Raw genomic sequence first — 26,995 nt, forward strand, 5'->3', positions numbered from 1 at the left:
CGACCGTATGGAACCCCATTTGGCCCGCAAATTCCTCTACATCATCGCCGCCATCATCCTGCTGATCGTCGCTGCCGGGGTTGTGTACCAGCTCTTCCCGGGCTGGATCGCGCGCACCGCCTTCGTCCCCAGCACCGAATTCAAACCTCAGGCCGCGGTCGCCCCCAACGCCTATGACGATCCGAAAATGTGGTTCGCGCGCCCGGGCATGGACAAGGATCCGTCGGCCTGGCGCCCCGCCGCCGACGGCAGCGAAACCCCCGGCACAGAAGACACCAAAACGGGCGACCAGCTCGTCCCTCCGGCCAATGCCGCGCCCACCGCGACCGAAGCCGCGACGCCGAAAGGCGACGCCGCGGTCTTCTTTGTCCACCCGACCAGCTATTACAGCCGCTCGAGCTGGAACGCCCCGCTCGAGGATCGCGATTCCGACCACCGCGCCAATCTCTTCGTGCAGGGCATGGCGAGCGCCTTTGCCGACGCCGGCGAAATCTGGGCCCCGCGCTACCGCCAGGCGACGCTCGGCGCCTTCCTCGCCGAGGACCGCGTGACCGCGGGCAAGGCGATCGATTCGGCCTACCGCGACGTCGAGGAGGCGTTCGACGCCTTCCTCGCCGCGCAGCCGAAGAACAAGCCGATCATCCTCGCGGGCCACAGCCAGGGCGCGCTCCACCTCACCACGCTGCTCAAAAACAAGATCGCCGGCACGCCGCTCGCGAAGCGCATCGTCGCGGCGTACGTCATCGGCTGGCCGGTCAGTCTCGACACCGACATCGCCGGGCTCGGCCTTCCAGCCTGCCAGACCCCCGAACAAAAGGGCTGCCTCGTCGGCTGGGCGACCTTCGCCGAGCCCGCCGATCCCGCGATGGTCACCGCCGCCTATGACGGCACGATCGGGTTCGACGGCCGCCCGCGCGCCGAAACGCGGATGCTCTGCACCAACCCGCTCACCGGCATCCCCGACACCGAAGCGCCGCCCGAGGGGAATATCGGCACGCTGAAGCCGACCGAAGGTTTCAAGAGCGGGTCGTTGATCGCAGGCAAGATCGGCGCGAAATGCGACGACACGCGCGGTTTCCTGATGATTGGCGATGCCGACATCGCGAAAAAATATGTCGTCGCGGGCTATGTGCTCCCCGGCAACAATTACCACGTCTACGACATCACCCTCTTCTGGGCGAACGTCCGCGCCGACGCACTCCGCCGCCTCGCGACTTACGAAGGTAAACCGTCGCCGGTGCCGCCCGCCGCGGCGCCGATGCCTCCTCCCGCTGTGCCCGCTCCCCCACCTTCGTCACCCCGGACTTGATCCGGGTCCCGCTCGATGATCACCACCGCCGCCCCCGACTTCGCCGCCAACTTCCCGAACGGCGGCCGCATGATGGGGCTCGACGTCGGCACCAAGACGATCGGCATCGCCTTCTGCGACGTGAACTGGAGCTTCGCGACCCCCGACAAGACGATCATCCGCAAGAAATTCTCGGTTGATCTCGAGGCCCTGAAAGCCCTCATCGCGCAGCACAGCATCGTCGGCCTCGTCGTCGGCCTCCCCCTCAATATGGACGGCACCGACAGCCCGCGCACCCAAAGCACCCGCGCCTTCGCGCGCAACCTCGCCCCGCTCGCCCTCCCCCTCCTCCTCTGGGACGAACGCTGGTCGACCGCCGCGGTCGAACGCGCGATGATCGCCGCCGACGTCAGCCGCGCCAAACGCGCCGAACGCGTCGACAGCGCCGCCGCGGCCTTCATCCTTCAGGGCGCGATCGACGCGATGACGCGGGGTTGAGCGAATATATCCTGATCTGGCTTGGCGTCGCGAACGGCATCGCCTTCGGCCTGATGGTCGCCGACAAGCGCCGCGCCGAGGCGGGCACGCGCCGCATATCCGAAGGCACTTTGCTCGGCTGGGCTTGGCTCGGCGGCGCCATCGGCACTTGCGCGGCCTCGCGCCTCGTCCGGCACAAGACGCGCAAACAGCCCTTTGCGGCAAAAATGGTCCTGCTCTGCGCCGCCGAAATCGTCCTGCTCGGGCTTTGGGCGCTCGATTTGCTCAAGCCGATCGTCGCCGCGGTGCTTGCTTATTTACCCCCGTCTGCGTAGACGCTCGGCTTTAATGACAAGCTCCACACTCCGACCCGCCAGCGACTATCCGCCCGGCGGCGATGCCTTTCGCCATCGCCACCTGATCGGCATCGCCCAGCTGACCCCATGGGAGATCAGCTACGTCCTCGACGCCGCCGAGGAGTGGGTCGATCTCAACCGCTCGGGCGCCGCGAAGCATGACGACCGGCTCGCCGGGCTCACGATCATCAACGCCTTTTTCGAAAATTCGACGCGCACGCTTCTGTCGTTCGAAATCGCGGGCAAGCGCCTCGGCGCCGACGTCGTCAACATGCACGCCGCACAATCGAGCGTGAAGAAGGGCGAGACGCTGATCGACACCGCGATGACGCTCAACGCGATGCGCGCCGACGCGATGGTGATCCGCCACGGCAGCTCGGGTGCGGTCCAGCTCATCGCCGACAAGGTCGACTGCCCCGTGCTCAACGCGGGCGACGGCCGCCACGAACATCCGACGCAGGCGTTGCTCGACGCGCTCACCATCCGCCGCCGCCTCGGCCGCGTCGAGGGGCTCACGATCGCGATCTGCGGCGACGTCCTCCACAGCCGCGTCGCGCGCTCGAACATCCTCGCGCTGACCCTGCTCGGCAACGAAGTGCGCGTCGTCGCGCCGCCGACGCTCACCCCGCCCGCGATCGATCGCATGCATGTAACGACCTTCACCGACATGGACGAAGGCATCAAGGACGCCGACGTCGTGATGATGCTCCGCCTCCAGAACGAGCGCATGGACGGTGCCTACCTGCCCAGCGCCCGCGAATATCACGCGCTCTACGGCCTAACCCCCAAGCGGCTCGAAAAAGCGAAACCCGATGCCATCGTCATGCACCCCGGCCCGATGAACCGCGGGGTCGAAATCGACAGCAGCGTCGCCGACGATCCCGTCCGCTCGACGATCACCGAACAGGTCGAAATGGGGGTCGCGGTGCGCATGGCCTGCCTCGACATCCTGACGCGCCGCAAGCGGGGAGTCGTCGGATGGAACTGAAACCGCTCCACATCGTGGGCGCGTTGCTGGTCGACGGCGACACGCCGCGCCCCGGCAGCCTGCTCGTCGCCGACGGCCGCATCGCCGCCATCGATCCGACCGACATCCCCGACGGCGCCGAGACCGTCGACGCCAGGGGCCAGTGGCTCGCCCCCGGCATCATCGACCTCGGTGTCTTCGCGACCGACAAGCCCGCCTTTCACTTCGGCGGCATCACGCGCGCCGCGCTGATGCCCGACAACGGCCCGCTCGACGGCGCCGGGCTCGTCGAGCGCGCCGCGAAGGGCGGCAAGCCCGACCTTTGGGTCCACCCGCTCGCCGCCGCAACGAAAGGGCTCGCAGGCACGGAACTCGCCGAAATCGGCCTGATGAAACAGGCGGGCGCGCGCGCCATCGCCACCGGCCGCGCCCGCATTACCGACAGCGGCGTGATGCGCCGCGTCCTCGCCTACGCCGCCTCGCTCGGCCTCGTCACGATCATCCACGCCGAGGATGAAGGGCTGACCGCCGGCGCGGTCGCGACCGACGGCGAGATGGCGACGCGCCTCGGCCTCGCCTCCGCCCCCGCCATCGCCGAGGCGATCGCGATCGCACGCGACCTCGCGCTCGTCGAGGAGACCGGCGCGCCCGTCCACTTCCGGCAAGTGACCACCGCGCGCGGGCTCGACCTGATCCGCGCCGCCAAGGCGAAGGGGCTACCCGTCCTCTGCGGCATCACCCCCGCGCACCTGCTGCTCTCCGACACCGCGATCGGTGATTTCCGTACCTTCGCGCGCCTGTCGCCGCCGCTCCGGTCGGAGGACGATCGCCACGCGTGCCTCGCCGCGATCGCCGACGGCACGATCGACATCCTCGCCTCGGGCCACGACCCGCGGGGCCCCGAGGACAAGCGCCTGCCCTTCGCCGAAGCTCTGCCCGGCATGGCGGGCGCCGAAACCCTGCTCGCGCTCGGCCTCGGTCTCGTGCGCGACGGCCATATCTCGCCCGGCCGCCTGTTCGAACTGCTCGCGGCCACTCCCGCCTGCCTGCTCGGCGTCGACGCCGGCAAACTCGCGGTGGGCAAGGAAGCCGACCTCATCCTCGTCGACGAGGGTACGCCGTGGCAGGTCGACGCCAAGAAGATGGCCGCCTGGGCCGGCAACACCCCCTTCGACGGCATGCCCGTCCAGGGCCGCGCGACGATGATGTGGAAGGGCGGGTTGCGCATTCGCTAGACTCCGCAAGACTAGCCGCCCTAAATCCTTCGACCGCTACAGAAATACCGCCGACTTAACCGATTGACGACCTCCGCCGATCCCATCACAGAAGTCTCGGGCTTCGGCTCGGGGCTAAAGGGGGAGCGAATATGGAAAAGGCGATATTGTTTTTGACGGCTGCCGCACTGATCGCGCAGCCGGTTGCGGCGCAGGAGGCTGATACCGATGCCGATATGGCCCAGGAAATTGCCGAAGATGCTGCGCGTGATCTCAAGGACAGTCGCTTTTACAACAAGCCGGGCGCCAGCCGCGCGGAATATAACGCCGATTGGCAAAGCTGCCGTTTGATCGCACGCGGGTCCCAGACACCGGCCGGATCGGTGCCGATCTATGATCCCGCGATGTACAACCCCGCGATCTCGCCGCTTGCTGCGGGTATCGGCAGCGGAATCGGTGCGGCCATCGGCGCCGCCATCGTCGAAGGCCAGATGCGCCGCGCCAACCGGAAAAACTGCTTGCTGATCAAGGGATGGCGCCTGGTGGACCTTCCTGCCGCGCAGGCCGCGAAGGTCGCCGCCATGCCGGACGCCGAACGGCAAAGCTATTTCGAAACCGTGGTTGGCGCGCAGACGGTCGACGGCGACATTACCGAAATGACCAGCTTCACGCCGGTGGCGGACGACAAGCTGAATATGAGCGGCACGCTCGCCGGCCCGCCGTCGCTGTTTCTGGGCAAGAAAGTCGATCCCAAAGCACCGCTAGCGCTTGCGGACAATGAAGGCGCGCTGGTCATCGCGTTCCGCCGCAACGATGCCGGAAGCGCGGGACGGTCCGGCCGCGTCCAGATCCGCCGTTTCGACCGTGAAAATGGCGACCTTTTCTATCAGCCGCGCGATTGGAAGAAAAAAGGCGATCGCACCACCTATGGCAGCGAATTTGTCAGCAAGGACAAGAAGTCGGCCTATGAATTGCAGGTCGTGAAGCTGACCCCGGGTTGGTATGTCTTGCAAACCGATGCGGTGGGTACGGTTCTACCCAACACAACCAATTGCTTTGGCGCTCCGGCTTTTGAGATCAAGGCAGGCGAATATGCCTATCTCGCCGACGCGTCTCCCTTTCTCGGCGCAAAACTGGCAACGGGTGGCGAGCACAGCGGCATGGGCTATGCGCGCAACTTCGACGAAGCCAAGGCCGCAATGGCGGGTTTTCAGCCCGATGCAGCGGCGCGGATGGTCGAAGCCCGGATCGAAAATCGCGCGACCTACAGCTGCGCCGGACAGGTGATGACGCGCATGGATTTCCCCGGAGTGACCGAGGTTGTTCCTGCTCCCGTCGCCAAAAACATGGCTGGATCGGCAGGATCATAAAAGCCTTGGCCCGCCCGAGACCTCACGGACCGGGCGGGCCAAGACAAAAGAGGCGCGGCCTCGCGGCCACGCCCCTCCCCCTTATCCGGGTAAAGTCTTTTAGCGCGAAGCGAGCCGCATCGGGCCGGTCTTCGACGCCCACTGGATCGCCTCGCCGCCGCCCATCGCACGGATGAAGCAGGTCTGGCCCTGCGCCTTCAGCTGGTTGCACAGGCTCGCCGCGTCGGCGCGTGTCGCGAGGCCGTTCACCGTCAGGCGATAGAAATTGCGGCCGTTCACCGTCGCGGCGTGGCTCGACGCCGGGAAGTTCGCGAGAACGCCGTTGCGTTTCTTCAGGCTGCCCCATTTTTCCCTGGCAATGCCCAGGCTGTCATAGGCGCCCAGTTGCACCGCCCAGCCGGTCGGCTTCTTCGCGTCGAAACCCATCGCCTTCGGGATCAGCACGGTGGCAAGCTCGATCGCCTGCTGCTGTGCGGGACGGATACGCCCCTCACCCGCCACGCGCGGTGCGGCGCGATAGGGCGCCGCATCGGCGAGGATCACTTCGCCCGCCGGTTTCGGCTGCGGCAATTCGGTCACCGGCACGACGCCATCGGCGCCCCGCACGGGCATCGGCAGTTCGACGCTGCGGATCGCGCTGCTCGCGTCGGCAAGAACGGGGGCAAGCACCGGCGGCGGCGGCGCATAGTCTGCGACCGGCGCCGGATCTGCGCTCGCGAGCTGGACCATGGGCTCGGCCGTGGCCATTTGCGGGGCGCCGAAATTGCTGAGCGCGAGCTGGACCGGCATGCCGGCATCGTGCCGCACCTTCGTCCCGATCAGGCTCGCAACGCGCATCTGCGCATCGGGCTGTTCGGCCAGCTTCGACCATTCGGCCATCCGCCCTTCGAGCTTGGCGATCGACAGATCCTGCGAAGCGAGGATTCGCGCCTGTGCCCAGCGGCCCGACAGCGCAAACGCCAGCGCCAGATTCTGCCGTGTCCGTGCCCCGGCGCCTGGGGCGCGCGCGGCTTCGCTCAGCACATAGATGGCGCCTTCATTATCGCCCGCAAGCGCCAGCGCCAGCCCGAGGTCCGACGCCGGCACCGCCGCGCGATGCTGCGTCAGCAGCGCAACGGCATCGGCATTCTTGTTCTGCGCGATTTGCGCGAGCGCCAGCGAAAGCACCGTATTACCGTCGCTCGCGCCGAGTTCGATCGCCTCGGTCAGCGCCGCGGTCGCCGATGCAAAGCGCCCGTCATTAAGATACGCCTGCCCCAGCAGCGCGCGATAACCTGCATCGCGCGGGCTGCCCGCAACCGCGGCTTCGGCCAGACCGACCGCCTTGCTGGCTTTCCCGGCTTCCAGCGCAACGCGCGCCTGGTCGGCCGATTTGGCGGCGATCGCGGGCTTGCCGGCGGCGCGCGACGGCGCGTCGGCCATCTTGCCCATGCCGCTGCATCCGGTGGCCACGCTCAGGACAAAACCCGAAACGGCCAGGTTCATCAGCATCTTGCGGTTCATGACGGGTCCCCCTCTTTTCTCTTCAGCGCTGTCCGCGCACCGGGCGCGTGGCAGGCAAGCGGCTCGCCATCGCGTCGATTTCGGGCAGCGAAGCCAGATATTCGTCGAGCAGGTCGGTCAGGATCACCTGCGACGACCGGTTCGTCACCGCGCTTGCGAGGCGCAGGCGCAGATGGCGCTCGGCATCGAGGCGCAGCGTGAAAGCGGCCTTTTCGCGAGCACGGAGCGCGCGCGGTGCCTTTTCCTTCTTCGGAGCGGGTGCCGGACGTGCCTCGACCTTCCGCGCAACCGCAGCGACGCGCTCGATCAGCGATTCCTGCTGGCGGACGATTTCCGGAACCTCGGCGGCTTCGGCCTCGAACTGGTCGACGCCATAATCCTCGGTCAGCCCGATCGGTTCGCCGGTATATTCGGCCGAAAATTCCGGCGTCAGTTCGTGACCGACGCTGTCGTCGACCGCATGTTCGGCCTCGACATTATGCGCCAGCACCGATCCGGTGAGCAGCGGCTTCAGGTCGAGCATCCGCGCCGGTTCGGCCGACTGGTCGGGATCGACATCATAACCCATGTCGTTCCAGCCGAGGTCGTCGTAACCGCCGGGATTGAGAGGCGCGGGGCCGCTACCGAGCGGCTGGCGGCGCATGGCAGGACGCGCTCCGCCCTTGCGGGCAAGCAGTCCGGCGCTCAGCGATGCGAGGGGTTTGGGTTCGCCCATGGTTCCTATACCTCCCGTCACTGGCCAGCGATGCGGCGGCCGAAGCCACCACCCATCGGGCGAACCGCGCCATAATTGCCCTGTGTCGGCAACGGCGCGGCAAATACGGTCCGGCGGAAATTCTTTTCGAGGCGGTCGTTCATATACGTCCACAGCTGTCTGATCTCGTCGGCCGAGCGTCCGTTGGGATCGACTTCCATCACCGTGCGGCCGTCGATCATCGACGCGGCATAATCGGTGCGGTGGTGTAGCGTGATCGGGGCGACGGTGCCGTGCTGCGACAGCGCGACCGCGGCTTCGCTGGTAATCTTCGCCTTCGGCGTCGCGCCGTTGACGACGAACACCAGCGGCTTGCCGGCGCGTTCGCACAGGTCGACGGTGGCGCCGACGGCGCGCAGATCGTGCGGGCTGGGCCGGGTCGGGACGACGATCAGCTCGGCGACCGAAATCACGCTCTGGATCGCCATGGTGATCGCCGGCGGCGTATCGATGACGGCCAGTTTAAAGCCCTGCTGGCGCAGGATTTCGAGGTCGGAAGCCAGCCGGGCGACCGTGGTCTGGGCGAACGCCGGAAGGTCGGTTTCGCGCTCGTTCCACCAGTCGGCGAGCGAGCCCTGCGGATCGATGTCGATCAGAACGACGGGGCCGGCGCCCGCAAGCTGCGCCTGCACCGCCAGGTGCCCCGACAGCGTGGTCTTTCCCGACCCGCCTTTCTGTGAAGCCAATGCCAATACGCGCACTGCGTTACCCCCTCGGAAATCCAAAATTCGGCGAAGGGATGCCATGCGGGGCGCTAAAATTGGGTTAACGATGATAAAAAGAGGGTGAACGACTTCCTCATGAATATGATAAACGAACCCCTAAGACGAACTTGTGCCAGAACGGATCAAGTTCGGCGCAGCGCACTTTGTCGCTAACGCCGTGTTAGCCAATTGACGCTATAAAGACCCCGGGGACTGCAGCCGGCCTCACGCGGCGCAAGTCATTGGAGAATAAGATGCGTTCTTTCCGCACCGTCCTTTCGCTGGCTCTGCCGCTGCTCGCGGCATCGATGCTGGCGGCGCCCGCCCATGCCGACGTCAAGGACGGCGTCGATGCGTGGCAGGCGGGCAATTATGCGGCCGCAGTCGCCGAATGGCGCCCGCTCGCCCTCACGGGCGACGCCGATGCGCAGTTCAATCTGGGGCAAGCCTATAAGCTAGGCCGCGGCGTTCCCGCCGATCTGGTGCAAGCGGAGGCATGGTATCGCCGCGCCGCGAAACAGGGGCATTTGCAGGCGGAGGACAATCTCGGCCTCGTGCTCTTCACCGCGAACCGCCGGCAAGAGGCGATGCCCTTCATCCTCGCTTCGGCCGCGCGCGGCGAACCGCGCGCGCAATATGTCCTCGGCACCGCGCACTTCAACGGCGACCTCGCGGCACAGGACTGGCCGCGCGCCTACGCGCTGACCAAGCGCGCCAGCGACGCCGGGCTCGGCATCGCCTCCGCGCGCCTTGCACAGCTCGACAATCTGATTCCGCTCGACCAGCGACAGCGCGGCCTCGCGATGCTCCCCGAAATCGAGCGCGGCGAACAGCAGGCCCGCCTCGCCGCAGTCAACGCCGCCGCGCCGCCCGCACCCAAGCCCGTGCCGGCCGCCTCGCCGGTGAAGGTCGCGAACCTGCCCGCCTCGACCCCCGGCACCCGCTATACCCCGCCGCCGGTGATCGACACGCCGCCTGCCAAGCCCGCACCGCAGCCTAAGCCCGAACCCGTGCGCAGCGTTGCCGTGCCGTCGTCGCCCGTCGCCAGCGCCGCCGCAGCCGCGGCCGCCGAAGCGACCGCCGAGGCTGTCGCCGCGACCGGGCAACCGGGCACGACCTACGCCGCGCCGCCCGAAAGCGGCAAGCTGCCGCCGAAGCCCGAGCCGGCAAAGCCCGCGCCCAAGCCCGCCGAACCCAAACCCGCGCCGATCAAGCCCACATCCGTCAAGGCTGCACCCGTCGCTACCGCAGCGGCGCCGGCCGCCGTCCGCGTCCACAATGGCGCCGCCAGCCCCTGGCGCGCGCAGCTCGGCGCCTTCGGGGTCGAGGCGAACGCCCGGGGCCTCTGGGCCTCCCTCGAAAAGAAAAACCCCGCCCTCGCCGGGCGCACGCCCTATCTGGTCAAGAGCGGCAAGCTCACCCGCCTCCAGGCCGGCGGCTTCGCGAACAAGGGCGAAGCCGAAAGCTTCTGCGCGAGCGTGCGCAAGGACGGTCAGGCCTGCCTTGTCATCGACAGATAGGCAGAGGTACGCCGATCTTCAGTCGCCGCGATCGGCGATGACCGGCGCCAGGATCGCGGCAATCAAGCTCGCGTCGGCGTCATTGACATGGTCGCCGACGACCGATTGGATCACCTCGGCGTAAATCGGCCACATCCGCGCACGCACCGCGCGCCCCGCATCCGTGATGACGATCAATTGCGCGCGCCCGTCGGTCGGGCACGGCCGGCGGACTATGCACGACGCGGCTTCGAGCCGGTCGACCAGCCGCGATACATTTGATTGCGCGACCAGCATCTGCTGCTCGATCTCGCCGATCCGCAAACCGTCCTCGCCCGCCTTCTCGAGCTCCCACAAAGCATCATACCAGCCATAGGCGGGCAGCTCCGCACGGCGCAGCGCGCGCTCGGCGCGGCGCATCGCCACCTGCTGCGCGCGCATCAGCGCGATCCACGCCGCGGTAACGGCGTCGCTCGGCCGCCGCGTCGCGGCGGCAGCATCGTTCGCGCGCCGCGTCGGTGCATCATCGTTCGATTTCGGGTCGGTCGCTTTTGCCATCGGCTCAACCTGCCACATTCATGCGATTGCATCAAGTTTGACAGTCTTCATGCGTTTGCATATATCTACATGCAGTCGCATGGAGATGATTCGATGACCAAATTGCTTTATATAGAGGCCTCGCCTCGCAAGGATGACGCCGCCTCGATCCGCGCCGGGGCACAGTTCCTCGTCTCGCTCGCTACCACACGGCCCGATGTCGAAATCGACCGGCTCGACCTGTGGAACGCCGAGCTCCCCGATTTCGACGGCGCGCTGATTGCCGCCAAATATGCGAAGCTCGCGGGCAAGGCGATGGACGCCGACCTCGCCGCCGCGTGGGACGTGATCGGCGCGCTCACCGCGCGCTTCACCGCCGCCGACGCGATCGTCATCGTGACCCCGATGTGGAATTTCGGTATCCCGTATAAACTCAAACACTGGATCGACCTGATCACCCAGCCGGGGCTGACCTTCACCTTCGACCCCGCGACCGGCTATGCGCCCGTCGTCGCCTCACGCCCGGCCCTGGTAATCATGGCGAGCGCGGGCGATTACAGCGCGGGGCTCAGTTATGGTCGCCCTGACCTTGCGACCCCCTATCTCGAAACCGCACTCGCGTTCCTGGGGATCGAGGGCGTCGCGGTCGAACATGTCGGGCCGACCGCCGGACCGCCCGAAGCCGTCGCCGCCGCACGCGCCGACGCTACCGAGCGCCTCCGCCACCGCGCAGCCACCTTTCTGGAGTCGGTCGCATGACCCCGACGATGGGCTGGATCTACCTCGTCGCCTCGGGGCTCATCGACATCGCCTGGGCCTTGTCGATGAAAAAGGCCGACGGGTTCCGCAATCTCGAATGGTCGGCGTTGTCGCTCCTGCTCGTCGCCGCCTTCGTCTATCTGCTCACCCAGGCTCTCGCGGTGCTTCCCGTCGGCACCGCTTATGCCGTGTGGACGGGCATCGGCGCTGCGGGCACCGCAGTGCTGGGGATGATCTTGTTCGGCGAAGCCGTCACCGCCGCTCGCATCGCGTGCATCATCATCATCGTCGGCGGCACGATCGGCCTTCAGCTCAGCTCATGATCCGCCGCCGTCGATCGCTAGTCGCTCCAGCACGTCGTTGGTCGTAGAATCCTTTGCTTCGACCACCGCCCCGTCCATCACGCGGTCATGATTCTGACCCTTTTCGCGGCATGGGCATCGCCGGTTGAAACACCACCGGCGCTGCGCGTCGGCACCTATCTTTATCCGCGCTACGACCGGTCGGTTGCGCTGGCACCGCTTGCCGCACTCGTCGAACGCGCGTCCGGGCGGCCGGCCGAGGTCCGCTTGCTCGATACGCCCGAAGCGCTGGCGAAGGCGCTCTGCCGCGGCGAGATCGATATTGCGATGACCAATCTCGGCGCATTCGTCGAGGCTCGTTCCTGCCCGGATGTCCGGCCGATCGCCGTGCTTTCCACGCCCCCGGCCGTGCTCGATCGCTATCGGGGCGTCCTGCTGGTGCGCCGCGACAGCGGCCTCGCATCGCTTGACGCCCTCGGTGCGCGCACGGGCGACTTGCGCTACACCGAAGTGCTGCCGGGCTCGACGTCCGGCGCGCTGGTTCAGGCGGCCGCGCTGCGAAGCACCGGTCGCGTCCCGGCTTTTGCGACGCGGCGCCATGCGGGCACTCATGAAGCCGCGCTGGCAGAGCTGCTTGCCGACCGCACCGACGTCGCAGCGCTCGCCGAAGGCCCCTGGCGCCAGTTGCAGGCCGACGATCCCGCCGCCGCCGCTACACTTCTTCAGATCTGGCGATCTGATCCGCTCCCGCCGGGGCCGCTGGTCTGTCGCGACCAGGCATCGGTGCCCTGCGCCGCAGTGCACCGCGCCCTTCTTGCCGATGGCGGCGAGGTAGCGATCGCCCTGTCGAAAGGATGGAGCGAAACCGAGGGTGCCGTGCGTTTCGGCGTCTATGACCCGGCCCGCTATGATCCGTTCCGGGCGGAGCCGCCGCTTCCCTGAAGCGTCGCGGCCGAAGAAGGGTCAGTCTCCGGCCCTTTCCTTCGCGAGACGCGCTGCCAGCGCCTTGCGCGATCGCTCGGCGTAAGCGCGGCATGCACCGGGCTTGTCGTTATAGCGCCCCTGCCCCGCATTGTCGGGATGCGCCGAGATCAGTATGTCGCACGCGGTCGCATCCATCTTGCGATAGCTCGCCTCGAACCCCGCGACGATCGGCGCACCCGCCTTTGACGTAAAGCGATAGTCGTCGGCCGACACCGGGTTGAGGCTCGACGCAAAGACGATCGTCTTGCACGCATTGCCCTCACAAGCCTGCCAGCGCCAGCTCATGCTCCCCATCGTGTGCCCCGGCGTCGCGATCGCGGCGATCGCCGTTTTGCCGAGCTTCAGCACCTCGCCGTCGCCGATCACGCGCAGCCGCGTCACCGCTGGCCAGCTCCCACCATAGGCTAGCTGCGGATCGTCCTTCGCGTGGCGGCCCGACCGCAGCCCCTCGGCGCCGCGCGCGCTCGCCACGACGGTCGCGCCGGTGTCGCGCGCCAGCGCCGCGAGGCCCCCGGCATGGTCAAAATGCGGCTCAGTGCTCAGAATAAATTTGATGTCTTTGGGGTCGAAACCCAGCGCACGGACATTGGCGAGGATCGCGGGCGCCGCCTGCGGCAGCGCACCGTCGACCAGCACCAGCCCGTCGCCCGTATCGATCAGTGCGACGCTCAGCCCGCCGAAGCCGACGAGATAGCTCGTCCCGAAAATCTTCTCGGGTTTCGCGGGCGCCAGCCATTCGGCCGCACGCGAGGCCGCAATCGGCCGCGTCAACGGGTCTTCGGCTTCCGGCGCTACCCCGCCCGTGGCCATCTGTGCGTTCGCCTCCTCGGCGAGCGGCAGCGGCACATGGCTCACGCCCGCAAGCCAGGCGGCGATTGTCATCATCACGATCATATCTGTCTCCCTTTCATCGCCGGGATGCCGCGCTCGGGCGGCCCTCACAAAGCATGATTTCTCGACAAAGCCATGAGAATATCTCATACAATTCGTCATCCCGGACTTGATCCGGGATCCATTTTCTCGACGTCGCGTCAGTGGGCCCCGGATCAAGTCCGGGATGACGAGGCGAGATAGGCAAAGAGGCCCCATGGACCGCGCCCAACTCCCCCTCAACGCTCTCCGCGCCTTCGAGGCCGCGGCGCGCCACCTCAACTTCACCCGCGCCGCGATCGAACTTTGCGTCAGCCAGGGCGCCGTCAGCCATCAGGTCGCGCAGCTCGAACGCCGCCTCGGCACCCGCCTCTTCCACCGCCTGCCGCGCGGGATCGCGCTCACCGACGAGGGGCATGCGCTCGTCCCGGTGCTCGCCGACGCCTTCGACCGCGTCGCCGCAACGCTCGACCAATATGCCGATGGCCGCTTTCGCGAGGCGCTCAAGGTCGGTGTCGTCGGCACCTTCGCGACCGGCTGGCTGCTTTCGCGCCTCGACGCCTTCGCGCGCCTGCACCCCGCGATCGACCTGCGCATCTCGACCAACAACAATCGCGTCGACCTCGCGGGCGAGGCGCTCGACTATGCGATCCGCTTCGGCGACGGCGCCTGGCACGGCACCCATGCCGAGCCCTTGCTCGCCGCGCCGATGGCGCCGGTCTGCGCCCCCGCGATCGCCGCGCGCCTCAAGACCCCCGCCGACCTGATCCACGAGCGGCTGCTGCGCTCGTACCGCGCCGACGAATGGGCGCTCTGGTTCGCCGCCGCGGGCGTGCAGGTTCCGGTCCTGCGCGGCCCCGTCTTCGACAGCTCGGCTTTAATGGCGACCGCGGCGGCGGCGGGTCAGGGAGTCGCACTCGCCCCGCCGGCAATGTTCACCCGCGAACTCGCCGCCGAACTGCTCGTCCAGCCCTTCGCCGCGACCATCGACGCCGGCCGCTACTGGCTCACCCGCCTGATGTCGCGCCCCGAAAGCGACGCTATGCTGGGCTTCCGCAGCTGGCTCATCGACGAAATCGCCACGACTGCATAGCGATCCCGCTTTCCGCTCTGGACAGAATCACTACCCCGCCGCTACCCGGCCGCCATGGGTATCACCGCGACAATCATGAACACCGCCACCGGCCAGCCGGTCCAGAAAATGACCTTCGGCCGCATGCCGAAACCATGGGCCAGCTTCAACCTCGCGACCGGCGAACTCGTCACCGCCGAACGGATCGACGTGGGCAAACCCGAACCCGGCAAATTCGCCGCGACGGTCCATGTGTGGGTCAAGGTCAAGGCGAAGGACTGACGCCAGTCTTGTGGACGGCGCGGCCACTTCCAACCGCCGCGCCGACGCCAGTTTCCGCATCAGTGTTGACGACGTAAACATCGTTCGCATTTGAACGACAGAAATGTTGACATTGTTAATATTGACAGGAGAAACCGCGATCACGTCATCGTTCGTGATCAGCTCCGCAAGATCTTCTCCATCTTCTTGCCCCGGGCGAGCTCGTCGATCAGCTTGTCGAGATACCGGATCTCCTTCATCAGTGGATCCTCGATATTCTCGACCCGGATGCCGCAGATCAGCCCGGTGATCAGTTCGCGCGCCGGGTTCAGCTTCGGCGCCCCGCCAAAGAAATCCTCGAAATTCGTGCCCTTCGCCAGCTCGCCCTCAAGCGCCGCCTGGCTATAGCCGGTCAGCCAGCGAATAATCTCGTCGACCTCGGCCTTGATCCGCCCCTTCTTCTCGGCCTTGGCGATATAATGCGGATACACGCTCGCGACGCTGATCGAATAGATGCGATGTTTGGTCATCAACGGGTTCCTCGTCCGGTCAAACGGTCACGCAAACGATGAAGAAATACCGTTATCCCCCCGCGCATTTCGGCTTTCCGTCGACGGATATTTGCAGCGCGACGCTCGGCCTGCTTCGGATGCGGAGGGACATATTCAGCAAGCAGCCCCGAATGGAGCCGCGGCAAGGCAGGCTCGATCGTCAGCCAAGGCTGCTGCAACAACCAATCGTGAAGACGCAGGTGGAGCGGACCGAACTCCTTTTCCAGATCGCGAAACCGGTGGTCGAACGGATAGAAGCTGCGGGTGGCCTCAAGTCCCTGTCCATTACGGAAGAGTTCAGTGATCCTGTTATCGTTCGCGGCCGAAAAGGCGATGAAGTCGTCCAGCAATTGCCGATGAGCAGCAAGCCCCATGCGGCCCAGCAAGACGGAAGCCCGAGCCCATGCTTCGGGATCGGCAATATTCCCGTTATAGTAGGCGTGCCCGCCGTTGCACCATTCGCCATAGTAGGTCCAAAGGTCATGGAAATGCTGGGCCAGCAGCGGCAATTCACTGCCTTGATAGCCGCCCCGGCTCTCGTCGAGCGCCTGATCGATATAAGAGCCGACCCACAGGCATAGCTCTTGCGATTCAGGATTACCCGCCTCGGCGGGCGATACGATAAACGTCTCGATCCGCCCCTCGGCCACGCCCCTACCCCAGCACCCAGCTCCGCCGCGGATAACCCTGCGCCCAGAGCAGCGCCGTCAAATCATGATGCCGGATCACCGCCGCCGCCGCCTCGCCCGCCGCGGGGTGCGGGTAATAGCCGATCCCCAGTCCCGCCGCGGTGATCATCGGAATATCATTCGCGCCGTCACCCACTGCCAGCGTCTCGGCGAGCGGCAGGCCGTGCTTCGCCGCCTCGGCCTTCAGCGTCTCCAATTTCGTTTTGCTGTCGACGATCGGCTCGCGCACCTTGCCGGTCAGCTTGCCGCCCGCGATCTCGAGCTCGTTCGCGACGACCTTGTCGAACCCGATCGCCTCGCCCACCGGCCCGGCAAAGGCGGTGAAGCCACCCGAGATCAGGATCGAGTGCGCGCCATGCGCCTTCATCGTCTGCACCAAGGTGCGCGCGCCGCGCGTCAGCCGCACGCGTTCCATCCGGCAATCGACCAGCGTCGTCTCGGGCATCCCCGCGAGCAATCCGACGCGCTCCTCCAGCGCGGCGCGAAAATCGAGTTCGCCGCGCATCGCGCGCTCGGTGATCGCCGCGATCTGCGGCTTCAGCCCCGCATAATCGGCGAGTTCGTCGATGCATTCGACGGTGATCATCGTCGAATCCATGTCGGCGATGATCAGCTTCTTGGTCCGGTCGCCCAGCGGCTGCACGACGATGTCGAGCGAACCATGGTCCATCAGCGCCAGTTCCTTGCGCGCGCTCACCAGGCTGCCGTGAAAAACGATGTCGGCCGCGTCATGCTCGTCGATCCAGTGCGGGGCGCCGACATCATGCCCCGTCGCCGCCAGCCGGTCGATCCCCTCGCGAACCACCTCGTCGGTCAGCTTTCCTGCTGCTATCAGCGTCGCGACGAACATGGCATCTCCTTCTTTCTCGACCGCCAGGACGCGGCTGCCCGTGGCACTTATCGCCGGACCCACCGCCAGCGGCAAGAGCGCTTTGGCGGTGATGCTCGCAAAATCTCTTTGCGGGACAGGCCGTGGCGCGGTCGTCATCAACGCCGACGCGAGCCAGGTCTATGCCGACCTCCGCATCCTGTCGGCGCGCCCGACCGACGAGGAGATGGAAGGCGTGCCCCACCGCCTCTTCGGCCACATCGACGCGGCCGAAGCGCATAACGCCGTGCGCTGGGCGGACGAGGCGCGCGGCGTTATCGCCGACGCGCACGCCGCGGGACAGGTTCCGATCCTCGTCGGCGGCACCGGCCTTCATATGCGCACGCTGCTCCACGGCATCGCGCCGGTGCCCGAGATCGACCCGGGTATTCGCGAGGCGGTCCGCGCGCTCCCGGTTGCAGACGCGCACGCCGCGCTCGCCGCCGCCGATCCAGACGCCGCCGCACGCCTCAACCTCGCCGACACCACCCGCGTCGCGCGCGCGCTCGAAGTCGTGCGCTCGACCGGCCGCACCCTCACCGACTGGCAGCGGGCGATCGAGGGCGGCATCGCCGACCGGATCGCCCTCGCCCCGCTGGTCCTCCTGCCCCCGCGGGACTGGCTTCGCGACCGCTGCGACGCGCGCCTCGTCCAGATGTTCGACCATGGTGCAGTTGAGGAAGCCGAAGCCCTGCTCGCACGCGGTCTCGACCCCGACCTCCCCGCGATGCGCGCGATCGGCATCCCCCAGATTGCAGGCCACCTTCGCGGCGACATCACCCGCGCCGAAGCGCTCGAACTCACACAAGCCGCGACCCGCCAATATGCAAAGCGCCAATATACGTGGTTCCGCAACCAGCCGCCCGCCGACTGGCCACGTCACACCGAGTCATTAAACATCGATTCTATAAAGGAATTAGCAATAATATTACGTGATAAGCTGTTGACAGGATAGAATCATACACCTATTGCCCGCACCCTGTTGCAGCGCACAAGGCGCTGCCTTTTTGTGTTGGAAGGAGTTTTGTCGTGACGGAAATGAGTGGTGCCGACATGGTGGTTCAGGCGCTGGTCGACCTTGGGGTCGATACAGTGTTCGGCTATCCGGGCGGCGCGGTCCTTCCCATCTATGACGCGCTCTACAAACACCCGACGATCCAGCACATCCTCGTCCGCCACGAACAGGCGGCGACGCACGCGGCGGAGGGCTACGCGCGCTCGACCGGCAAGCCTGGCGTCGTGCTCGTCACCTCGGGCCCCGGCGCGACCAACGCCGTCACCGGCATCACCGACGCCTTGCTCGATTCGATCCCGATGGTCGTGCTGACCGGGCAGGTGTCGACCGCGCTGATCGGTACCGACGCGTTCCAGGAATGCGACACCGTCGGAATCACGCGCCACTGCACCAAGCATAATTATCTGGTGATGGACCCCGATCGCCTCGGCCCGATCATGCACGAGGCATTCCATATCGCGACGCACGGCCGCCCCGGCCCCGTGGTGATCGACATCCCGAAGAATGTGCAGGTCGCGACCGGCCAATATGTGATCCCCGAAAAGATCGCGCACAAAAGCTACCGTCCGCAGGTCGAACCCGACGCCGACGCGATTGCGCAAGCGGTCGCGATGATCGCCGCGTCCGAGCGCCCGATCTTCTACACCGGCGGCGGCGTGATCAACGCGGGTCCCGATGCCAGCGCGGCCTTGCGCCAGCTCGTCGCGCTCACCGGCGCCCCCGTCACCTCGACCTTGATGGGCCTCGGCGCCTTCCCGTCGGACGACGAGAAGTGGCTCGGCATGCTCGGCATGCACGGCACTTACGAGGCCAATATGGCGATGAACCGCGCCGACCTGATCATCGCGGTCGGCGCGCGCTTCGACGACCGCGTGACCGGGCGCCTCGACGCCTTCTCGCCCGATTCGAAGAAGATCCACATCGACATCGACCGCAGCTCGATCAACAAGATCGTCCCCGTCGACCTCGCGATCGTCGGCGATGCCGGCCGCGCGCTCGATGCGATCATCGCGGGCTGGCAGGCGGCGGGCCACAACGGCCGCGACCTGGGCGAATGGTGGCGCCGCGTCGACGGCTGGCGCGCAACGCGCTGCCTCGACTTCCCCGAAAAGAAGGACGCCAGCGCCGAAATCATGCCGCAGCGCGCGGTGAAGGCCTTGTTCGACGCGACGCGCGGGCTCGACCCGATCATCACGACCGAGGTCGGCCAGCACCAGATGTGGGCGGCGCAGCATTTCGGCTTCGCCGCCCCCAACCGCTGGCTCACCAGCGGCGGGCTCGGCACGATGGGCTATGGCTTCCCTGCCTCGGTCGGCGCGCAGATCGCGCACCCCGACCGCCTCGTCATCTGCATCGCGGGCGAAGCCTCGCTTCAGATGAACATCCAGGAAATGGGCACGGTCAGCCAGTACCGCCTGCCGGTGAAGATCTTCATCCTCAACAATGAATGGATGGGGATGGTCCGCCAGTGGCAGGAACTCACCTATGAAAGCCGCTATTCGAACAGCTATTCGGACAGCCTGCCCGATTTCGTGAAGCTCGCCGACGCTTACGGGTGGACGGGCCTGCGCATCGATAATCTCGGCCAGCTCGAGGACGGCATCAAAAAGATGATCGAGACCCCGGGCCCGGTGATCGTCGACTGCCGCGTCGCGCAGCTCGCCAACTGCTTCCCGATGATCCCTTCGGGCGCCGCGCACACCGAAATGCTCCTCCAGCCGAGCGACGTCACCGGCACGATGGACGACGAAGCCAAGGCACTGGTGTAAATCACATGAAAATCAAAACCGAAGCCGGCGAGCGCCACGTGCTCGCCATCACCGTCGATAACGAAGCCGGGGTGCTCGCCAAGATCACCGGGCTGTTCACCGCGCGCGGCTATAATATCGAAAGCCTGACGGTGGCCGATATTACCGCCGACCACGCCTTGTCGCGCATCACGATCGTCACCTCGGGCCCGCCGCCGATCATCGACCAGATCATCGCGCAGCTCGACCGGCTCGTCCCCGTCCACAAGGTCATCGACCTCAACGACGCGGGCGAGGCGCATGTCGAACGCGAAATCGCGCTCGTGAAGGTCGCGGGCACTGGCGACAAGCGCATCGAGGCGCTGCGCATGGCCGACGTCTTCCGCGCCAAGGTCGTCGACACGACGCTGACCAGCTTCATCTTCGAAATCACCGGGACGAGCGACAAGGTCGACCGCTTCATCGCGCTGATGCGCGAATGCGGGCTGGTCGAGGTCGGCCGCACCGGCGTCGTCGCCATCGCCCGCGGGTCGGAGGCGCTCTGAGTTAACGCATACAGGTTTCAACCATCGTCACCCCGGACTTGATCCGGGGTCCATGGATGCCGGATCGAGCCCGGCATGACGAAAGACAAATAGGGAAGAAGAACATGCAGGTTTATTACGATCGCGACGCCGACCAAGATCTGATCAAGGGCAAGAAGGTCGCCGTCGTCGGCTATGGCAGCCAGGGGCACGCGCACGCGCAGAACATGCGCGACAGCGGCGTCAAGGACGTCGCGATCGCGCTCCGCCCCGGTTCGGCAACCGCCAAAAAGGCCGAAGCCGCGGGCTTCAAGGTGCTTTCGAACAAGGAAGCCGCCGAATGGGCCGACGTCATCATGATCGCCGCCCCCGACGAACATCAGGCAAAGATCTACGCCGACGATATCGGCCCGAACATGAAGCCCGGCGCCGCGCTCGCCTTCGCGCACGGCCTCAACATCCACTTCGGCCTGATCGACGCGCGCCCCGACATCGACGTCTTCATGGTCGCGCCGAAGGGCCCCGGTCACACGGTGCGCAGCGAATATCAGAAGGGCGGCGGCGTCCCCTGCCTGATCGCGGTCGCGCAGGAAGCGCAGGGTGCAGGTTCGTCGGGCAACGGCTTCGCGAAGGCGCTCGCCCTCTCCTACGCCTCGGCCGTCGGCGGCGGCCGCAGCGGCATCATCGAGACGACGTTCAAGGAAGAGTGTGAAACCGACCTCTTTGGCGAACAGGCCGTGCTCTGCGGCGGCATCACCCACCTGATCCAGGCGGGTTTCGAAACGCTCGTCGAGGCGGGCTATGCCCCCGAAATGGCTTATTTCGAGTGCCTCCACGAAACCAAGCTGATCGTCGACCTCCTCTATGAAGGCGGCATCGCGAACATGCGATATTCGATCTCGAACACCGCCGAATATGGCGACATCAAGACCGGCCCGCGCATCATCACCGACGAAACCAAAGCCGAAATGAAGCGCGTCCTCGCCGACATCCAGTCGGGCCGCTTCGTGAAGGACTTCGTGCTCGACAATCAGGCCGGCCAGCCCGAACTGAAGGCGAGCCGCAAAGCCGCCGCTGCGCATCAGCTCGAAAAGACCGGCGCCGAACTCCGCGCGATGATGCCGTGGATCGCGAAGAACCAGCTCGTCGACAAGTCGAAGAACTGACGGCCTTTCGCAATCGCGGGCGAGGAGCTAGGGCCGGATCATGCCATCCGATCTCTCCTTCGCCTGCGACTGCGGGACCGTCACCGGAACGCTGCGCGTCACTTCCGGCGAGGGCGACCATGTCGTCTGCCACTGCACCGATTGCCAGGACCTCACCCACCATCTCGGCCACGCCGAACGCCTGCTCGACGCGCACGGCGGCACTGCACTCTACCAGACGCGCTGCGCGCATATGCGGCTCGACGCCGGCCGCGAGCGGCTCGCCTGCCTCCACCTGACCGACGCGCCAACGCTGCGCTGGTACGCCGCCTGCTGCCGCACGCCGCTGTTCAACACCTATGCGAACGGCAAGCTCCCCTTCATCACGATCCTGACCGCCGCCTGCGATCCGGGGAGGCGCGACCAGGCCTTCGGCCCGCTGCGCGGCCATCTCTTCACGCAGGACGCGATCGGCGACGCCAGCCAGCTACCCAAAATGAGCATGGTCACCTTGATGCGGCGCTTTTTCGCGCGCGCGATCAAGGACATCGTTTCGGGCGACCGACGGAAAGCCGCGCTCTTCGACGCAAAGACCCTCGAACCGATCGCGACTCCGCACCGGCTGACCGGCGAAGAACGGCAGGCGCTCAATCGCAACCGGGCCAACCCAACGCCCTAAGCTGAAAAGAAATCATGGCGAACTCTCCCTTCACCGCCCACCACGCCGATCTCGCGGCGCTCGCGCATGACAGCCGCCGCCGCACCCTCGCGCCGCGCGCCGGGCGCGATTTCGCGTCGAACGACTATCTCGGCCTCGCCGATTCCGACGCGCTCCGCAGCGCGCTCGCCGCCGGCATCGAGCGCGGCCTTCCCGCGGGCTCGGGCGGCTCACGCCTGCTCCGCGGCAACCACGCCGAGCATGAAGCGCTCGAAGCGCACGCCGCGCGCCATTATGGCAGCGACGCCGCGCTCTTCTTCCCCACCGGCTTCGCCGCCAACGCTGCGCTGTTCGCGGCGCTCCCGCAGCGCGGCGACCTTGTCGTCCACGATGAACTCATCCACGCGAGCGCGCACGACGGCATGAAGCTCGGCCGCGCGGGCACCATCGCCGCCGCGCACAACGATGCACAGGTGTTCGACGACATCATCGCGCGCTGGCGCGCCGGCGGCGGCGCCGGAACCCCGTGGATCGCGGTCGAAAGCCTTTACAGCATGGACGGCGACCGCGCCCCGCTCGCCGATCTTGCCGCCGTCGCCGACCGCCACGACGCGGTGCTCGTCGTCGACGAAGCCCACGCAACCGGCGTTTTCGGCCCGGGCGGCGTCGGACTCGCGCACGGCCTGCCGCGCCGCGACAACCTCATCACCCTCCACACCTGCGGCAAGGCGCTCGGCGCCGAAGGCGCGCTGCTCTGCGCCCCGGCCATCGCCACCGACTTCCTCGTCAACCGCGGCCGCCCCTTCATCTTCTCGACCGCGCCCTCGCCGCTGATGGCGTGGCTCGTCCGCCAGGCGATCGAGATCGTCGCGAACGAGCCCGAACGCCAGGCCCGCCTCCACAGTCTCGTCCGCCACGCCGCCGAACGCCTCGTCCCGCTCGGCATCCCCGCCGGCGGCACCCAGATCCTGCCCGTGATCATCGGCGACAACGACCGCACGATGCGCATCGCGGGGAGCCTCCGCGACGCCGGCTTCGACATTCGCGGCATCCGCCCGCCGACCGTGGCGCAGGGAACCGCCCGCCTCCGTATCGCCATCACACTCAATGTTGACGAAGCTAACATCGATGCGATGGCTGACGCGCTCGCCTCGGCGATGGCCGCGGCATGACGCGCTTCGTCGTCACCGGCACCGACACCGACATCGGAAAAACCATCTTTTCTGCCGCTTTGGCGCAGGCGACCGGCACCCCCTACTGGAAACCGATCCAGTCCGGCCTCGAAGACGAGACCGACAGCGAAGCCGTTGCGCGCCTCGCGGGCGTACCCCTCATTCCCGAAGCGTACCGCCTCGTCACCCCCGCCTCGCCGCATCTCGCCGCCGAAATTGACGGCGTTAACATAAATATCGAAACGCTGACCCCGCCCCCCGGCGCTCTCATCGTCGAAGGCGCCGGCGGTGCGCTCGTCCCCGTCACGCGCACCACCCTCTATGCCGACCTCTTTGCGCGCTGGCAGATCCCCGTCATCGTCTGCGCGCGCACCGCGCTCGGCACGATCAACCACAGCCTGCTCACGATCGAGGCGCTAAAGTCACGCGGCGTCCCGATCCACGGCGTCGCCTTCCTCGGTGAAGCGGTGCCCGACAGCGAGGCGACGATAGCGCAGATCAGCGGCGTCCGCCGCTTGGGCCGCTTGCCGATCATCGATCCGCTGACGCGCGAAACCCTCTCAAAAGCTTTCGCCGCCGGTTTCGACCCCGCGGATTTCGCATGACCTCCCCCGTCTGGCACCCCTTCACCCAACACGGCCTCGGCGACCCCATCCCGCTGATTTCGCACGCCAAAGACGCCAAACTCTACGCCGCCGACGGGCAAAGCTGGATCGACGCGATCTCCTCGTGGTGGGTTACCACCCACGGCCACGCGCACCCGCGCATCATGGCTGCGATCCGCGCACAGAGCGAAAAACTCGATCAGCTCATCTTCGCCGGCTGGACGCACGAGCCCGCCGAAAGCCTCGCTGCCGAACTCATCCGCATCACCCCCGACCCACTCACCCGCGTGTTCTTCTCGGACTCGGGTTCGACCAGCGTCGAGGTCGCACTCAAGATGGCGCTCGGTTACTGGTATAACATCGGCGAGCCGCGCAGCCGCATCCTCGTCCTCGAGCACAGCTATCATGGCGATACGATCGGCACGATGTCGGTCGGCGAGCGCGGCGTCTACAACCGCGCCTGGCAGCCTTTGCTGTTCGACGTCGACACTATCCCCTTCCCGCACGAAGGCCGCGAACAGGCGACGCTCGACGCGCTCGAAGGCGCCTGCGCAGCCAAACCGGCCGCCTTCATCGTCGAACCGCTCATCCTCGGCGCCGGCGGCATGCTGATCTATCCGCCGTGGGTACTCGCCGAGATGCGCGCCATCTGCGCGCGCCACGGCGTCCTCTTCATCGCCGACGAGGTGATGACCGGCTGGGGCCGCACCGGCACGCGCTTTGCCTGCGATCAGGCGGGCGTGATCCCCGACATCGTCTGTCTGTCGAAGGGCCTCACCGGCGGCGCACTCCCGCTCGCAGTCACCCTCTGCATCGAGCCGATCTTCCAAGCCCATTTCTCGACCGACCGCAGCAAAACCTTCTATCATTCGTCAAGCTACACCGCGAACCCGATCGCCTGCGCCGCCGCGAACGCCAATCTCGAAATCTGGCGCGACGAGCCCGTCCAGCAACGCATCGACGCCCTCGCCGACGCGCAGGCGGCGCACCTCTCGCTGCTCACCCACGACCCGCGCGTCGCCAATCCGCGCCGCCTCGGCACCATCGCCGCGCTCGACATCGTCGTACCGGACGCAGGCTATCTCTCGAACCTCGCCCCGCGCCTGATCGCCTTCTACCGCGACCGCGGCGTCCTCCTCCGCCCGCTCGGCAACGCGCTCTACGTCATGCCGCCCTATTGCATCACCGCGGACGAGCTCGCGCAGGTCTGGGACACGGTCAGTACATCCCTCGGCGCGGTTCGGGATCTGGCCTGATGGCCAGCCGCACGACATCGCCGCGGTCCAGCGGTACGCGAACCAGCCGCTCGAACTGGGCCCGCGCGCCGGTCATCACATATTCGTTGATGCCGAAGTCGCCGGTCGCCGGATCGACGCCAATTTCGGGCCCGACTTCCAGATAGCGTCCGCGAAAGCGGACGAGGGGGCACACGCGATACCCGGCGAGGCACATCTCGCGCGCACCGTAAAAGCCTGAAATCGGGTCATAGACCATCCCGTCCTCGGGAGAATTCAGCGAGCCGAGATGGTAATTGGGACCCATCGCCTCGCCCCGCGCGTAGAGCCGCCCCCGCCCGAGGGATTCGACGATCACGAGCTGCCAGCTGTTCCAGAACGCCCCGCGCGCCAGCTTGCGGCGGAGCGCCGGATCCTCGACTGCGGACAGAAAGCCCGCCGTCTGTTCGTCGGCATAAATTCGGGTGCCGGATGCAAGGTCGGGTTTCTCCGCCATCCGCCACAGCGCCTCGGTCCGCTCCTGATAAGCCGTGTCGAAGCATTCGATACGCTTCCATTTTTCAGCCACCGCCATGCACGCGTCGCGCTCGCGCAGCCATTGCCGCTGCGTCGCCACGACCGACGGGTCCTTTCGCCAAGCGATCACGTAGGCATCATTCAGCTCGCGATCCGCATAGGCAAAAGCCGAAGGCGCATCGGCTTCCTCCCCAGACCGCTCGCGGCAGATATATTGCTCGGCCGCCGAACGCGCGCGGGCGCACGCAAAGCCCGGCGTCTCGGGCCGGTCGAACGCGGCCCAGACCTGCTCGATCTCGCGCCGCGACAGCGCGACGCGCCCCGATGCCGGCGCGGCGCCGGTCCAGTCGTATCGCGCGGGCGTCCAGCTCGTCGGTTCGACCAGCACCGGCCCGGCAATCCGGCTGCGGCGAAGCCAGTCGAGCTGCATCATATGGAGCCGCGTGTTCGCGATCGTGGCGCCGGTCAGATCCCAATCGGACTTCGACGCCATCAGCAACGCCGTGCCCGTCAAATTCGCGCCGACGAGCGACACGTCCGAGCTGTCCTGCCCGCAATTGTCGCCTTGCCCCAGCCCACACCGGAATTCGAAACCCGTCATATTCGCCGACCGGAAGCTCGCGCCCTTGATTGAAGCCATCGAGCCTCCCTCGAACGAACCGCCCGAAAGATCGGCATGCGACGCATCGACATGCTCCATTGTCGTCCACCCGAACCGCGTCCGCCGGAACGTCGCATGGCTCAGATTGGCCCGGTCGAGCGTCGATGCTTGGAACTCCAGCCCGCGCCCCTCAAACCCGCGCCAGTCCGACGCGTTCAACGCGGCGTCGACGAAGCGGCTGTTTGTCCCGCGCGCGCGCGTCCATTTCGAATGCACCAGATTCGCGTTGCTGAAGCACAGGTCCGAAATATCCTGCCCCGAAAAATCGGCATGCGGCAGGTGGAGCCTCTCGAAATTGATCTGCTGTCCCGGATGCAGCCGTTTGATCCGAATAATCTCGGCGACCGTCCTGATCCCACCCGCCTTGATCTCTACGCCCTTGGGGCAGGATTGCACGGCAAAGGCCGGCTGCACGGCAGAGGCGGCAAAAACACAAGCGACGATCGCGAGACGGGTCAGCATCCTGAACGGGTTCCCCTCGTAAAAAAGGCGGCCCTCGCACCGGGATCGACCCTCGATCCGTGCGGCATACCGCCGCTTTCTATGCGCTTGATTTTCATTCGGAGCAACGCGCGCAACCAACAGCGCAACATAGAGTCCGGGCGGGGGTCTGGTTTTCCATTTTCGCGTCACCATCTGGAAAGCATCGGCCCCGCGCCCGCTCGCCGCATTCCCGTTCCCGCCGAAAGCG

General features: G+C 66.6%; 29 protein-coding genes. 20 read left to right on the plus strand and 9 right to left on the minus strand.

From position 1 onward, the window contains the following. Window positions 1-19: 19 nt before the first annotated feature. The 6 genes from ASD73_RS07185 (at window position 20) to ASD73_RS07210 (ending at window position 5,672) form a co-directional block, all read left to right on the plus strand. Window positions 20-1,309, plus strand: coding sequence for a DUF3089 domain-containing protein (locus ASD73_RS07185; RefSeq protein WP_056373323.1), 1,290 nt, complete (start codon window positions 20-22; stop codon window positions 1,307-1,309). 15 nt (window positions 1,310-1,324) lie between these two features. After that, window positions 1,325-1,786, plus strand: coding sequence for a Holliday junction resolvase RuvX (gene ruvX / locus ASD73_RS07190; protein WP_056371033.1), 462 nt, complete (start codon window positions 1,325-1,327; stop codon window positions 1,784-1,786). Further along, window positions 1,783-2,100, plus strand: a complete 318-nt coding sequence (locus ASD73_RS07195; protein WP_235534227.1) for a DUF1294 domain-containing protein — start codon at window positions 1,783-1,785, stop codon at window positions 2,098-2,100. Before ruvX ends, ASD73_RS07195 begins: the two co-directional genes overlap by 4 nt. Before the next feature lie 13 nt (window positions 2,101-2,113). Beyond that, window positions 2,114-3,109, plus strand: a complete 996-nt coding sequence (locus ASD73_RS07200) for an aspartate carbamoyltransferase catalytic subunit (RefSeq protein ID WP_056371035.1) — start codon at window positions 2,114-2,116, stop codon at window positions 3,107-3,109. Continuing rightward, entirely contained in the window at window positions 3,100-4,323 is a 1,224-nt protein-coding gene (locus tag ASD73_RS07205) for a dihydroorotase (RefSeq protein ID WP_056371036.1), read from the plus strand. Before ASD73_RS07200 ends, ASD73_RS07205 begins: the two co-directional genes overlap by 10 nt. A 152-nt stretch (window positions 4,324-4,475) precedes the next feature. Beyond that, window positions 4,476-5,672, plus strand: coding sequence for a hypothetical protein (locus ASD73_RS07210; RefSeq protein ID WP_235534228.1), 1,197 nt, complete (start codon window positions 4,476-4,478; stop codon window positions 5,670-5,672). A gap of 99 nt (window positions 5,673-5,771) precedes the next feature. On the opposite strand, the gene ASD73_RS07215 is transcribed toward ASD73_RS07210, so the two are convergent. From ASD73_RS07215 to ASD73_RS07225, 3 genes are read right to left on the minus strand one after another with little or no spacing between them, the layout of a single operon-like run. Beyond that, a complete protein-coding gene (locus ASD73_RS07215) occupies window positions 5,772-7,175 on the minus strand; it encodes an SPOR domain-containing protein (RefSeq protein ID WP_056371041.1) in 1,404 nt (467 codons plus the stop codon). Between the two features lie 22 nt (window positions 7,176-7,197). Further along, window positions 7,198-7,890, minus strand: a complete 693-nt coding sequence (locus tag ASD73_RS07220) for a hypothetical protein (RefSeq protein WP_056371043.1) — start codon at window positions 7,888-7,890, stop codon at window positions 7,198-7,200. Between the two features lie 17 nt (window positions 7,891-7,907). Continuing rightward, complete coding sequence (locus ASD73_RS07225) at window positions 7,908-8,630, minus strand: ParA family protein (protein WP_037518907.1); 723 nt, start codon at window positions 8,628-8,630, stop codon at window positions 7,908-7,910. 257 nt (window positions 8,631-8,887) lie between these two features. Here ASD73_RS07225 and ASD73_RS07230 point away from each other — a divergent pair, with 257 nt between their 5' ends. Then, the gene (locus ASD73_RS07230; RefSeq protein ID WP_056371045.1) at window positions 8,888-10,153 is read left to right on the plus strand and encodes an SPOR domain-containing protein; all 1,266 of its coding nucleotides are present in this window, start codon (window positions 8,888-8,890) and stop codon (window positions 10,151-10,153) included. A gap of 18 nt (window positions 10,154-10,171) precedes the next feature. Here ASD73_RS07230 and ASD73_RS07235 read toward each other — a convergent pair whose 3' ends face one another. Further along, window positions 10,172-10,690: a MarR family winged helix-turn-helix transcriptional regulator gene (locus tag ASD73_RS07235; protein WP_082521582.1), complete on the minus strand. Its 519-nt coding sequence runs from the start codon at window positions 10,688-10,690 to the stop codon at window positions 10,172-10,174. Between the two features lie 93 nt (window positions 10,691-10,783). Between ASD73_RS07235 and ASD73_RS07240 the strand changes: the two genes are divergently transcribed. From ASD73_RS07240 to ASD73_RS07250, 3 genes are all read left to right on the plus strand, one after another. After that, window positions 10,784-11,428: an FMN-dependent NADH-azoreductase gene (locus ASD73_RS07240; RefSeq protein WP_056373329.1), complete on the plus strand. Its 645-nt coding sequence runs from the start codon at window positions 10,784-10,786 to the stop codon at window positions 11,426-11,428. Next, window positions 11,425-11,751, plus strand: coding sequence for a DMT family transporter (locus ASD73_RS07245; protein WP_056371047.1), 327 nt, complete (start codon window positions 11,425-11,427; stop codon window positions 11,749-11,751). Before ASD73_RS07240 ends, ASD73_RS07245 begins: the two co-directional genes overlap by 4 nt. An 87-nt stretch (window positions 11,752-11,838) precedes the next feature. Beyond that, window positions 11,839-12,672 (plus strand): phosphate/phosphite/phosphonate ABC transporter substrate-binding protein, encoded by an 834-nt coding sequence (locus tag ASD73_RS07250; RefSeq protein WP_056371049.1) that lies wholly within the window; start codon window positions 11,839-11,841, stop codon window positions 12,670-12,672. A 21-nt stretch (window positions 12,673-12,693) separates the two neighbouring features. Here ASD73_RS07250 and bla read toward each other — a convergent pair whose 3' ends face one another. Beyond that, window positions 12,694-13,608 carry a subclass B3 metallo-beta-lactamase gene (gene bla, locus ASD73_RS07255; RefSeq protein ID WP_056371051.1) on the minus strand — a complete coding sequence of 305 codons (915 nt, stop codon included), beginning with the start codon at window positions 13,606-13,608 and terminating at the stop codon, window positions 12,694-12,696. 193 nt (window positions 13,609-13,801) lie between these two features. Here bla and ASD73_RS07260 point away from each other — a divergent pair, with 193 nt between their 5' ends. Both ASD73_RS07260 and ASD73_RS07265 read left to right on the plus strand, forming a co-directional pair. Further along, window positions 13,802-14,677 carry a LysR family transcriptional regulator gene (locus ASD73_RS07260; RefSeq protein ID WP_056371053.1) on the plus strand — a complete coding sequence of 292 codons (876 nt, stop codon included), beginning with the start codon at window positions 13,802-13,804 and terminating at the stop codon, window positions 14,675-14,677. 54 nt (window positions 14,678-14,731) lie between these two features. Beyond that, entirely contained in the window at window positions 14,732-14,938 is a 207-nt protein-coding gene (locus tag ASD73_RS07265; RefSeq protein WP_056371054.1) for a hypothetical protein, read from the plus strand. 158 nt (window positions 14,939-15,096) lie between these two features. On the opposite strand, the gene ASD73_RS07270 is transcribed toward ASD73_RS07265, so the two are convergent. From ASD73_RS07270 to serB, 3 genes are read right to left on the minus strand one after another with little or no spacing between them, the layout of a single operon-like run. Beyond that, the gene (locus tag ASD73_RS07270) at window positions 15,097-15,447 is read right to left on the minus strand and encodes a DUF2200 domain-containing protein (protein ID WP_056371056.1); all 351 of its coding nucleotides are present in this window, start codon (window positions 15,445-15,447) and stop codon (window positions 15,097-15,099) included. Then, complete coding sequence (locus ASD73_RS07275; RefSeq protein WP_056371059.1) at window positions 15,447-16,118, minus strand: DMP19 family protein; 672 nt, start codon at window positions 16,116-16,118, stop codon at window positions 15,447-15,449. The genes ASD73_RS07270 and ASD73_RS07275 overlap by 1 nt, the downstream gene beginning before the upstream one ends. Before the next feature lie 4 nt (window positions 16,119-16,122). Next, window positions 16,123-17,007 carry a phosphoserine phosphatase SerB gene (serB, locus tag ASD73_RS07280; RefSeq protein ID WP_056371061.1) on the minus strand — a complete coding sequence of 295 codons (885 nt, stop codon included), beginning with the start codon at window positions 17,005-17,007 and terminating at the stop codon, window positions 16,123-16,125. Between serB and miaA the strand changes: the two genes are divergently transcribed. From miaA to ASD73_RS07320, 8 genes are all read left to right on the plus strand, one after another. Next, a complete protein-coding gene (gene miaA / locus ASD73_RS07285) occupies window positions 17,006-17,980 on the plus strand; it encodes a tRNA (adenosine(37)-N6)-dimethylallyltransferase MiaA (protein ID WP_056371062.1) in 975 nt (324 codons plus the stop codon). The genes serB and miaA overlap by 2 nt on opposite strands. A gap of 74 nt (window positions 17,981-18,054) precedes the next feature. After that, on the plus strand, window positions 18,055-19,809 hold the full coding sequence (gene ilvB / locus ASD73_RS07290) for a biosynthetic-type acetolactate synthase large subunit (protein WP_056371064.1): 1,755 nt from the start codon (window positions 18,055-18,057) through the stop codon (window positions 19,807-19,809). 5 nt (window positions 19,810-19,814) lie between these two features. Beyond that, on the plus strand, window positions 19,815-20,333 hold the full coding sequence (gene ilvN / locus ASD73_RS07295) for an acetolactate synthase small subunit (protein WP_037518885.1): 519 nt from the start codon (window positions 19,815-19,817) through the stop codon (window positions 20,331-20,333). Between the two features lie 104 nt (window positions 20,334-20,437). Beyond that, entirely contained in the window at window positions 20,438-21,478 is a 1,041-nt protein-coding gene (gene ilvC / locus ASD73_RS07300) for a ketol-acid reductoisomerase (RefSeq protein ID WP_056371067.1), read from the plus strand. A gap of 40 nt (window positions 21,479-21,518) precedes the next feature. Continuing rightward, the gene (locus ASD73_RS07305; protein WP_056371070.1) at window positions 21,519-22,136 is read left to right on the plus strand and encodes a DUF6151 family protein; all 618 of its coding nucleotides are present in this window, start codon (window positions 21,519-21,521) and stop codon (window positions 22,134-22,136) included. A 14-nt stretch (window positions 22,137-22,150) separates the two neighbouring features. Then, complete coding sequence (locus ASD73_RS07310) at window positions 22,151-23,287, plus strand: 8-amino-7-oxononanoate synthase (RefSeq protein ID WP_056371072.1); 1,137 nt, start codon at window positions 22,151-22,153, stop codon at window positions 23,285-23,287. Then, window positions 23,284-23,892: a dethiobiotin synthase gene (bioD, locus tag ASD73_RS07315; RefSeq protein ID WP_056371074.1), complete on the plus strand. Its 609-nt coding sequence runs from the start codon at window positions 23,284-23,286 to the stop codon at window positions 23,890-23,892. The genes ASD73_RS07310 and bioD overlap by 4 nt, the downstream gene beginning before the upstream one ends. Next, complete coding sequence (locus ASD73_RS07320; RefSeq protein ID WP_056371076.1) at window positions 23,889-25,148, plus strand: adenosylmethionine--8-amino-7-oxononanoate transaminase; 1,260 nt, start codon at window positions 23,889-23,891, stop codon at window positions 25,146-25,148. The genes bioD and ASD73_RS07320 overlap by 4 nt, the downstream gene beginning before the upstream one ends. Here ASD73_RS07320 and ASD73_RS07325 read toward each other — a convergent pair. Beyond that, complete coding sequence (locus ASD73_RS07325) at window positions 25,111-26,766, minus strand: pentapeptide repeat-containing protein (RefSeq protein ID WP_056371078.1); 1,656 nt, start codon at window positions 26,764-26,766, stop codon at window positions 25,111-25,113. The genes ASD73_RS07320 and ASD73_RS07325 overlap by 38 nt on opposite strands. Window positions 26,767-26,995: the final 229 nt, after the last annotated feature.

This window comes from Sphingopyxis sp. Root154, assembly GCF_001427105.1.
In the GTDB taxonomy this organism is placed as follows: domain Bacteria; phylum Pseudomonadota; class Alphaproteobacteria; order Sphingomonadales; family Sphingomonadaceae; genus Sphingopyxis.

What these genes read in the sequence shown, in the direction of transcription:
- ilvN (WP_037518885.1), top strand. Translation starts at nt 19,815, where the DNA reads ATGAAAATCAAAACCGAAGCCGGCGAGCGCCACGTGCTCGCCATCACC.
- bioD (WP_056371074.1), top strand. Translation starts at nt 23,284, where the DNA reads ATGACGCGCTTCGTCGTCACCGGCACCGACACCGACATCGGAAAAACC.
- ASD73_RS07205 (WP_056371036.1), top strand. Translation starts at nt 3,100, where the DNA reads ATGGAACTGAAACCGCTCCACATCGTGGGCGCGTTGCTGGTCGACGGC.
- ASD73_RS07215 (WP_056371041.1), bottom strand. Translation starts at nt 7,175, where the DNA reads ATGAACCGCAAGATGCTGATGAACCTGGCCGTTTCGGGTTTTGTCCTG.
- ASD73_RS07305 (WP_056371070.1), top strand. Translation starts at nt 21,519, where the DNA reads ATGCCATCCGATCTCTCCTTCGCCTGCGACTGCGGGACCGTCACCGGA.
- ASD73_RS07250 (WP_056371049.1), top strand. Translation starts at nt 11,839, where the DNA reads ATGATTCTGACCCTTTTCGCGGCATGGGCATCGCCGGTTGAAACACCA.
- ASD73_RS07260 (WP_056371053.1), top strand. Translation starts at nt 13,802, where the DNA reads ATGGACCGCGCCCAACTCCCCCTCAACGCTCTCCGCGCCTTCGAGGCC.
- ASD73_RS07220 (WP_056371043.1), bottom strand. Translation starts at nt 7,890, where the DNA reads ATGGGCGAACCCAAACCCCTCGCATCGCTGAGCGCCGGACTGCTTGCC.
- ASD73_RS07235 (WP_082521582.1), bottom strand. Translation starts at nt 10,690, where the DNA reads ATGGCAAAAGCGACCGACCCGAAATCGAACGATGATGCACCGACGCGG.
- miaA (WP_056371062.1), top strand. Translation starts at nt 17,006, where the DNA reads ATGGCATCTCCTTCTTTCTCGACCGCCAGGACGCGGCTGCCCGTGGCA.
- ruvX (WP_056371033.1), top strand. Translation starts at nt 1,325, where the DNA reads ATGATCACCACCGCCGCCCCCGACTTCGCCGCCAACTTCCCGAACGGC.
- ASD73_RS07240 (WP_056373329.1), top strand. Translation starts at nt 10,784, where the DNA reads ATGACCAAATTGCTTTATATAGAGGCCTCGCCTCGCAAGGATGACGCC.
- ilvC (WP_056371067.1), top strand. Translation starts at nt 20,438, where the DNA reads ATGCAGGTTTATTACGATCGCGACGCCGACCAAGATCTGATCAAGGGC.
- ASD73_RS07270 (WP_056371056.1), bottom strand. Translation starts at nt 15,447, where the DNA reads ATGACCAAACATCGCATCTATTCGATCAGCGTCGCGAGCGTGTATCCG.
- ASD73_RS07200 (WP_056371035.1), top strand. Translation starts at nt 2,114, where the DNA reads ATGACAAGCTCCACACTCCGACCCGCCAGCGACTATCCGCCCGGCGGC.
- serB (WP_056371061.1), bottom strand. Translation starts at nt 17,007, where the DNA reads ATGTTCGTCGCGACGCTGATAGCAGCAGGAAAGCTGACCGACGAGGTG.
- ASD73_RS07265 (WP_056371054.1), top strand. Translation starts at nt 14,732, where the DNA reads ATGGGTATCACCGCGACAATCATGAACACCGCCACCGGCCAGCCGGTC.
- ASD73_RS07245 (WP_056371047.1), top strand. Translation starts at nt 11,425, where the DNA reads ATGACCCCGACGATGGGCTGGATCTACCTCGTCGCCTCGGGGCTCATC.
- ASD73_RS07320 (WP_056371076.1), top strand. Translation starts at nt 23,889, where the DNA reads ATGACCTCCCCCGTCTGGCACCCCTTCACCCAACACGGCCTCGGCGAC.
- ASD73_RS07325 (WP_056371078.1), bottom strand. Translation starts at nt 26,766, where the DNA reads ATGCTGACCCGTCTCGCGATCGTCGCTTGTGTTTTTGCCGCCTCTGCC.
- ASD73_RS07230 (WP_056371045.1), top strand. Translation starts at nt 8,888, where the DNA reads ATGCGTTCTTTCCGCACCGTCCTTTCGCTGGCTCTGCCGCTGCTCGCG.
- ASD73_RS07310 (WP_056371072.1), top strand. Translation starts at nt 22,151, where the DNA reads ATGGCGAACTCTCCCTTCACCGCCCACCACGCCGATCTCGCGGCGCTC.
- bla (WP_056371051.1), bottom strand. Translation starts at nt 13,608, where the DNA reads ATGATCGTGATGATGACAATCGCCGCCTGGCTTGCGGGCGTGAGCCAT.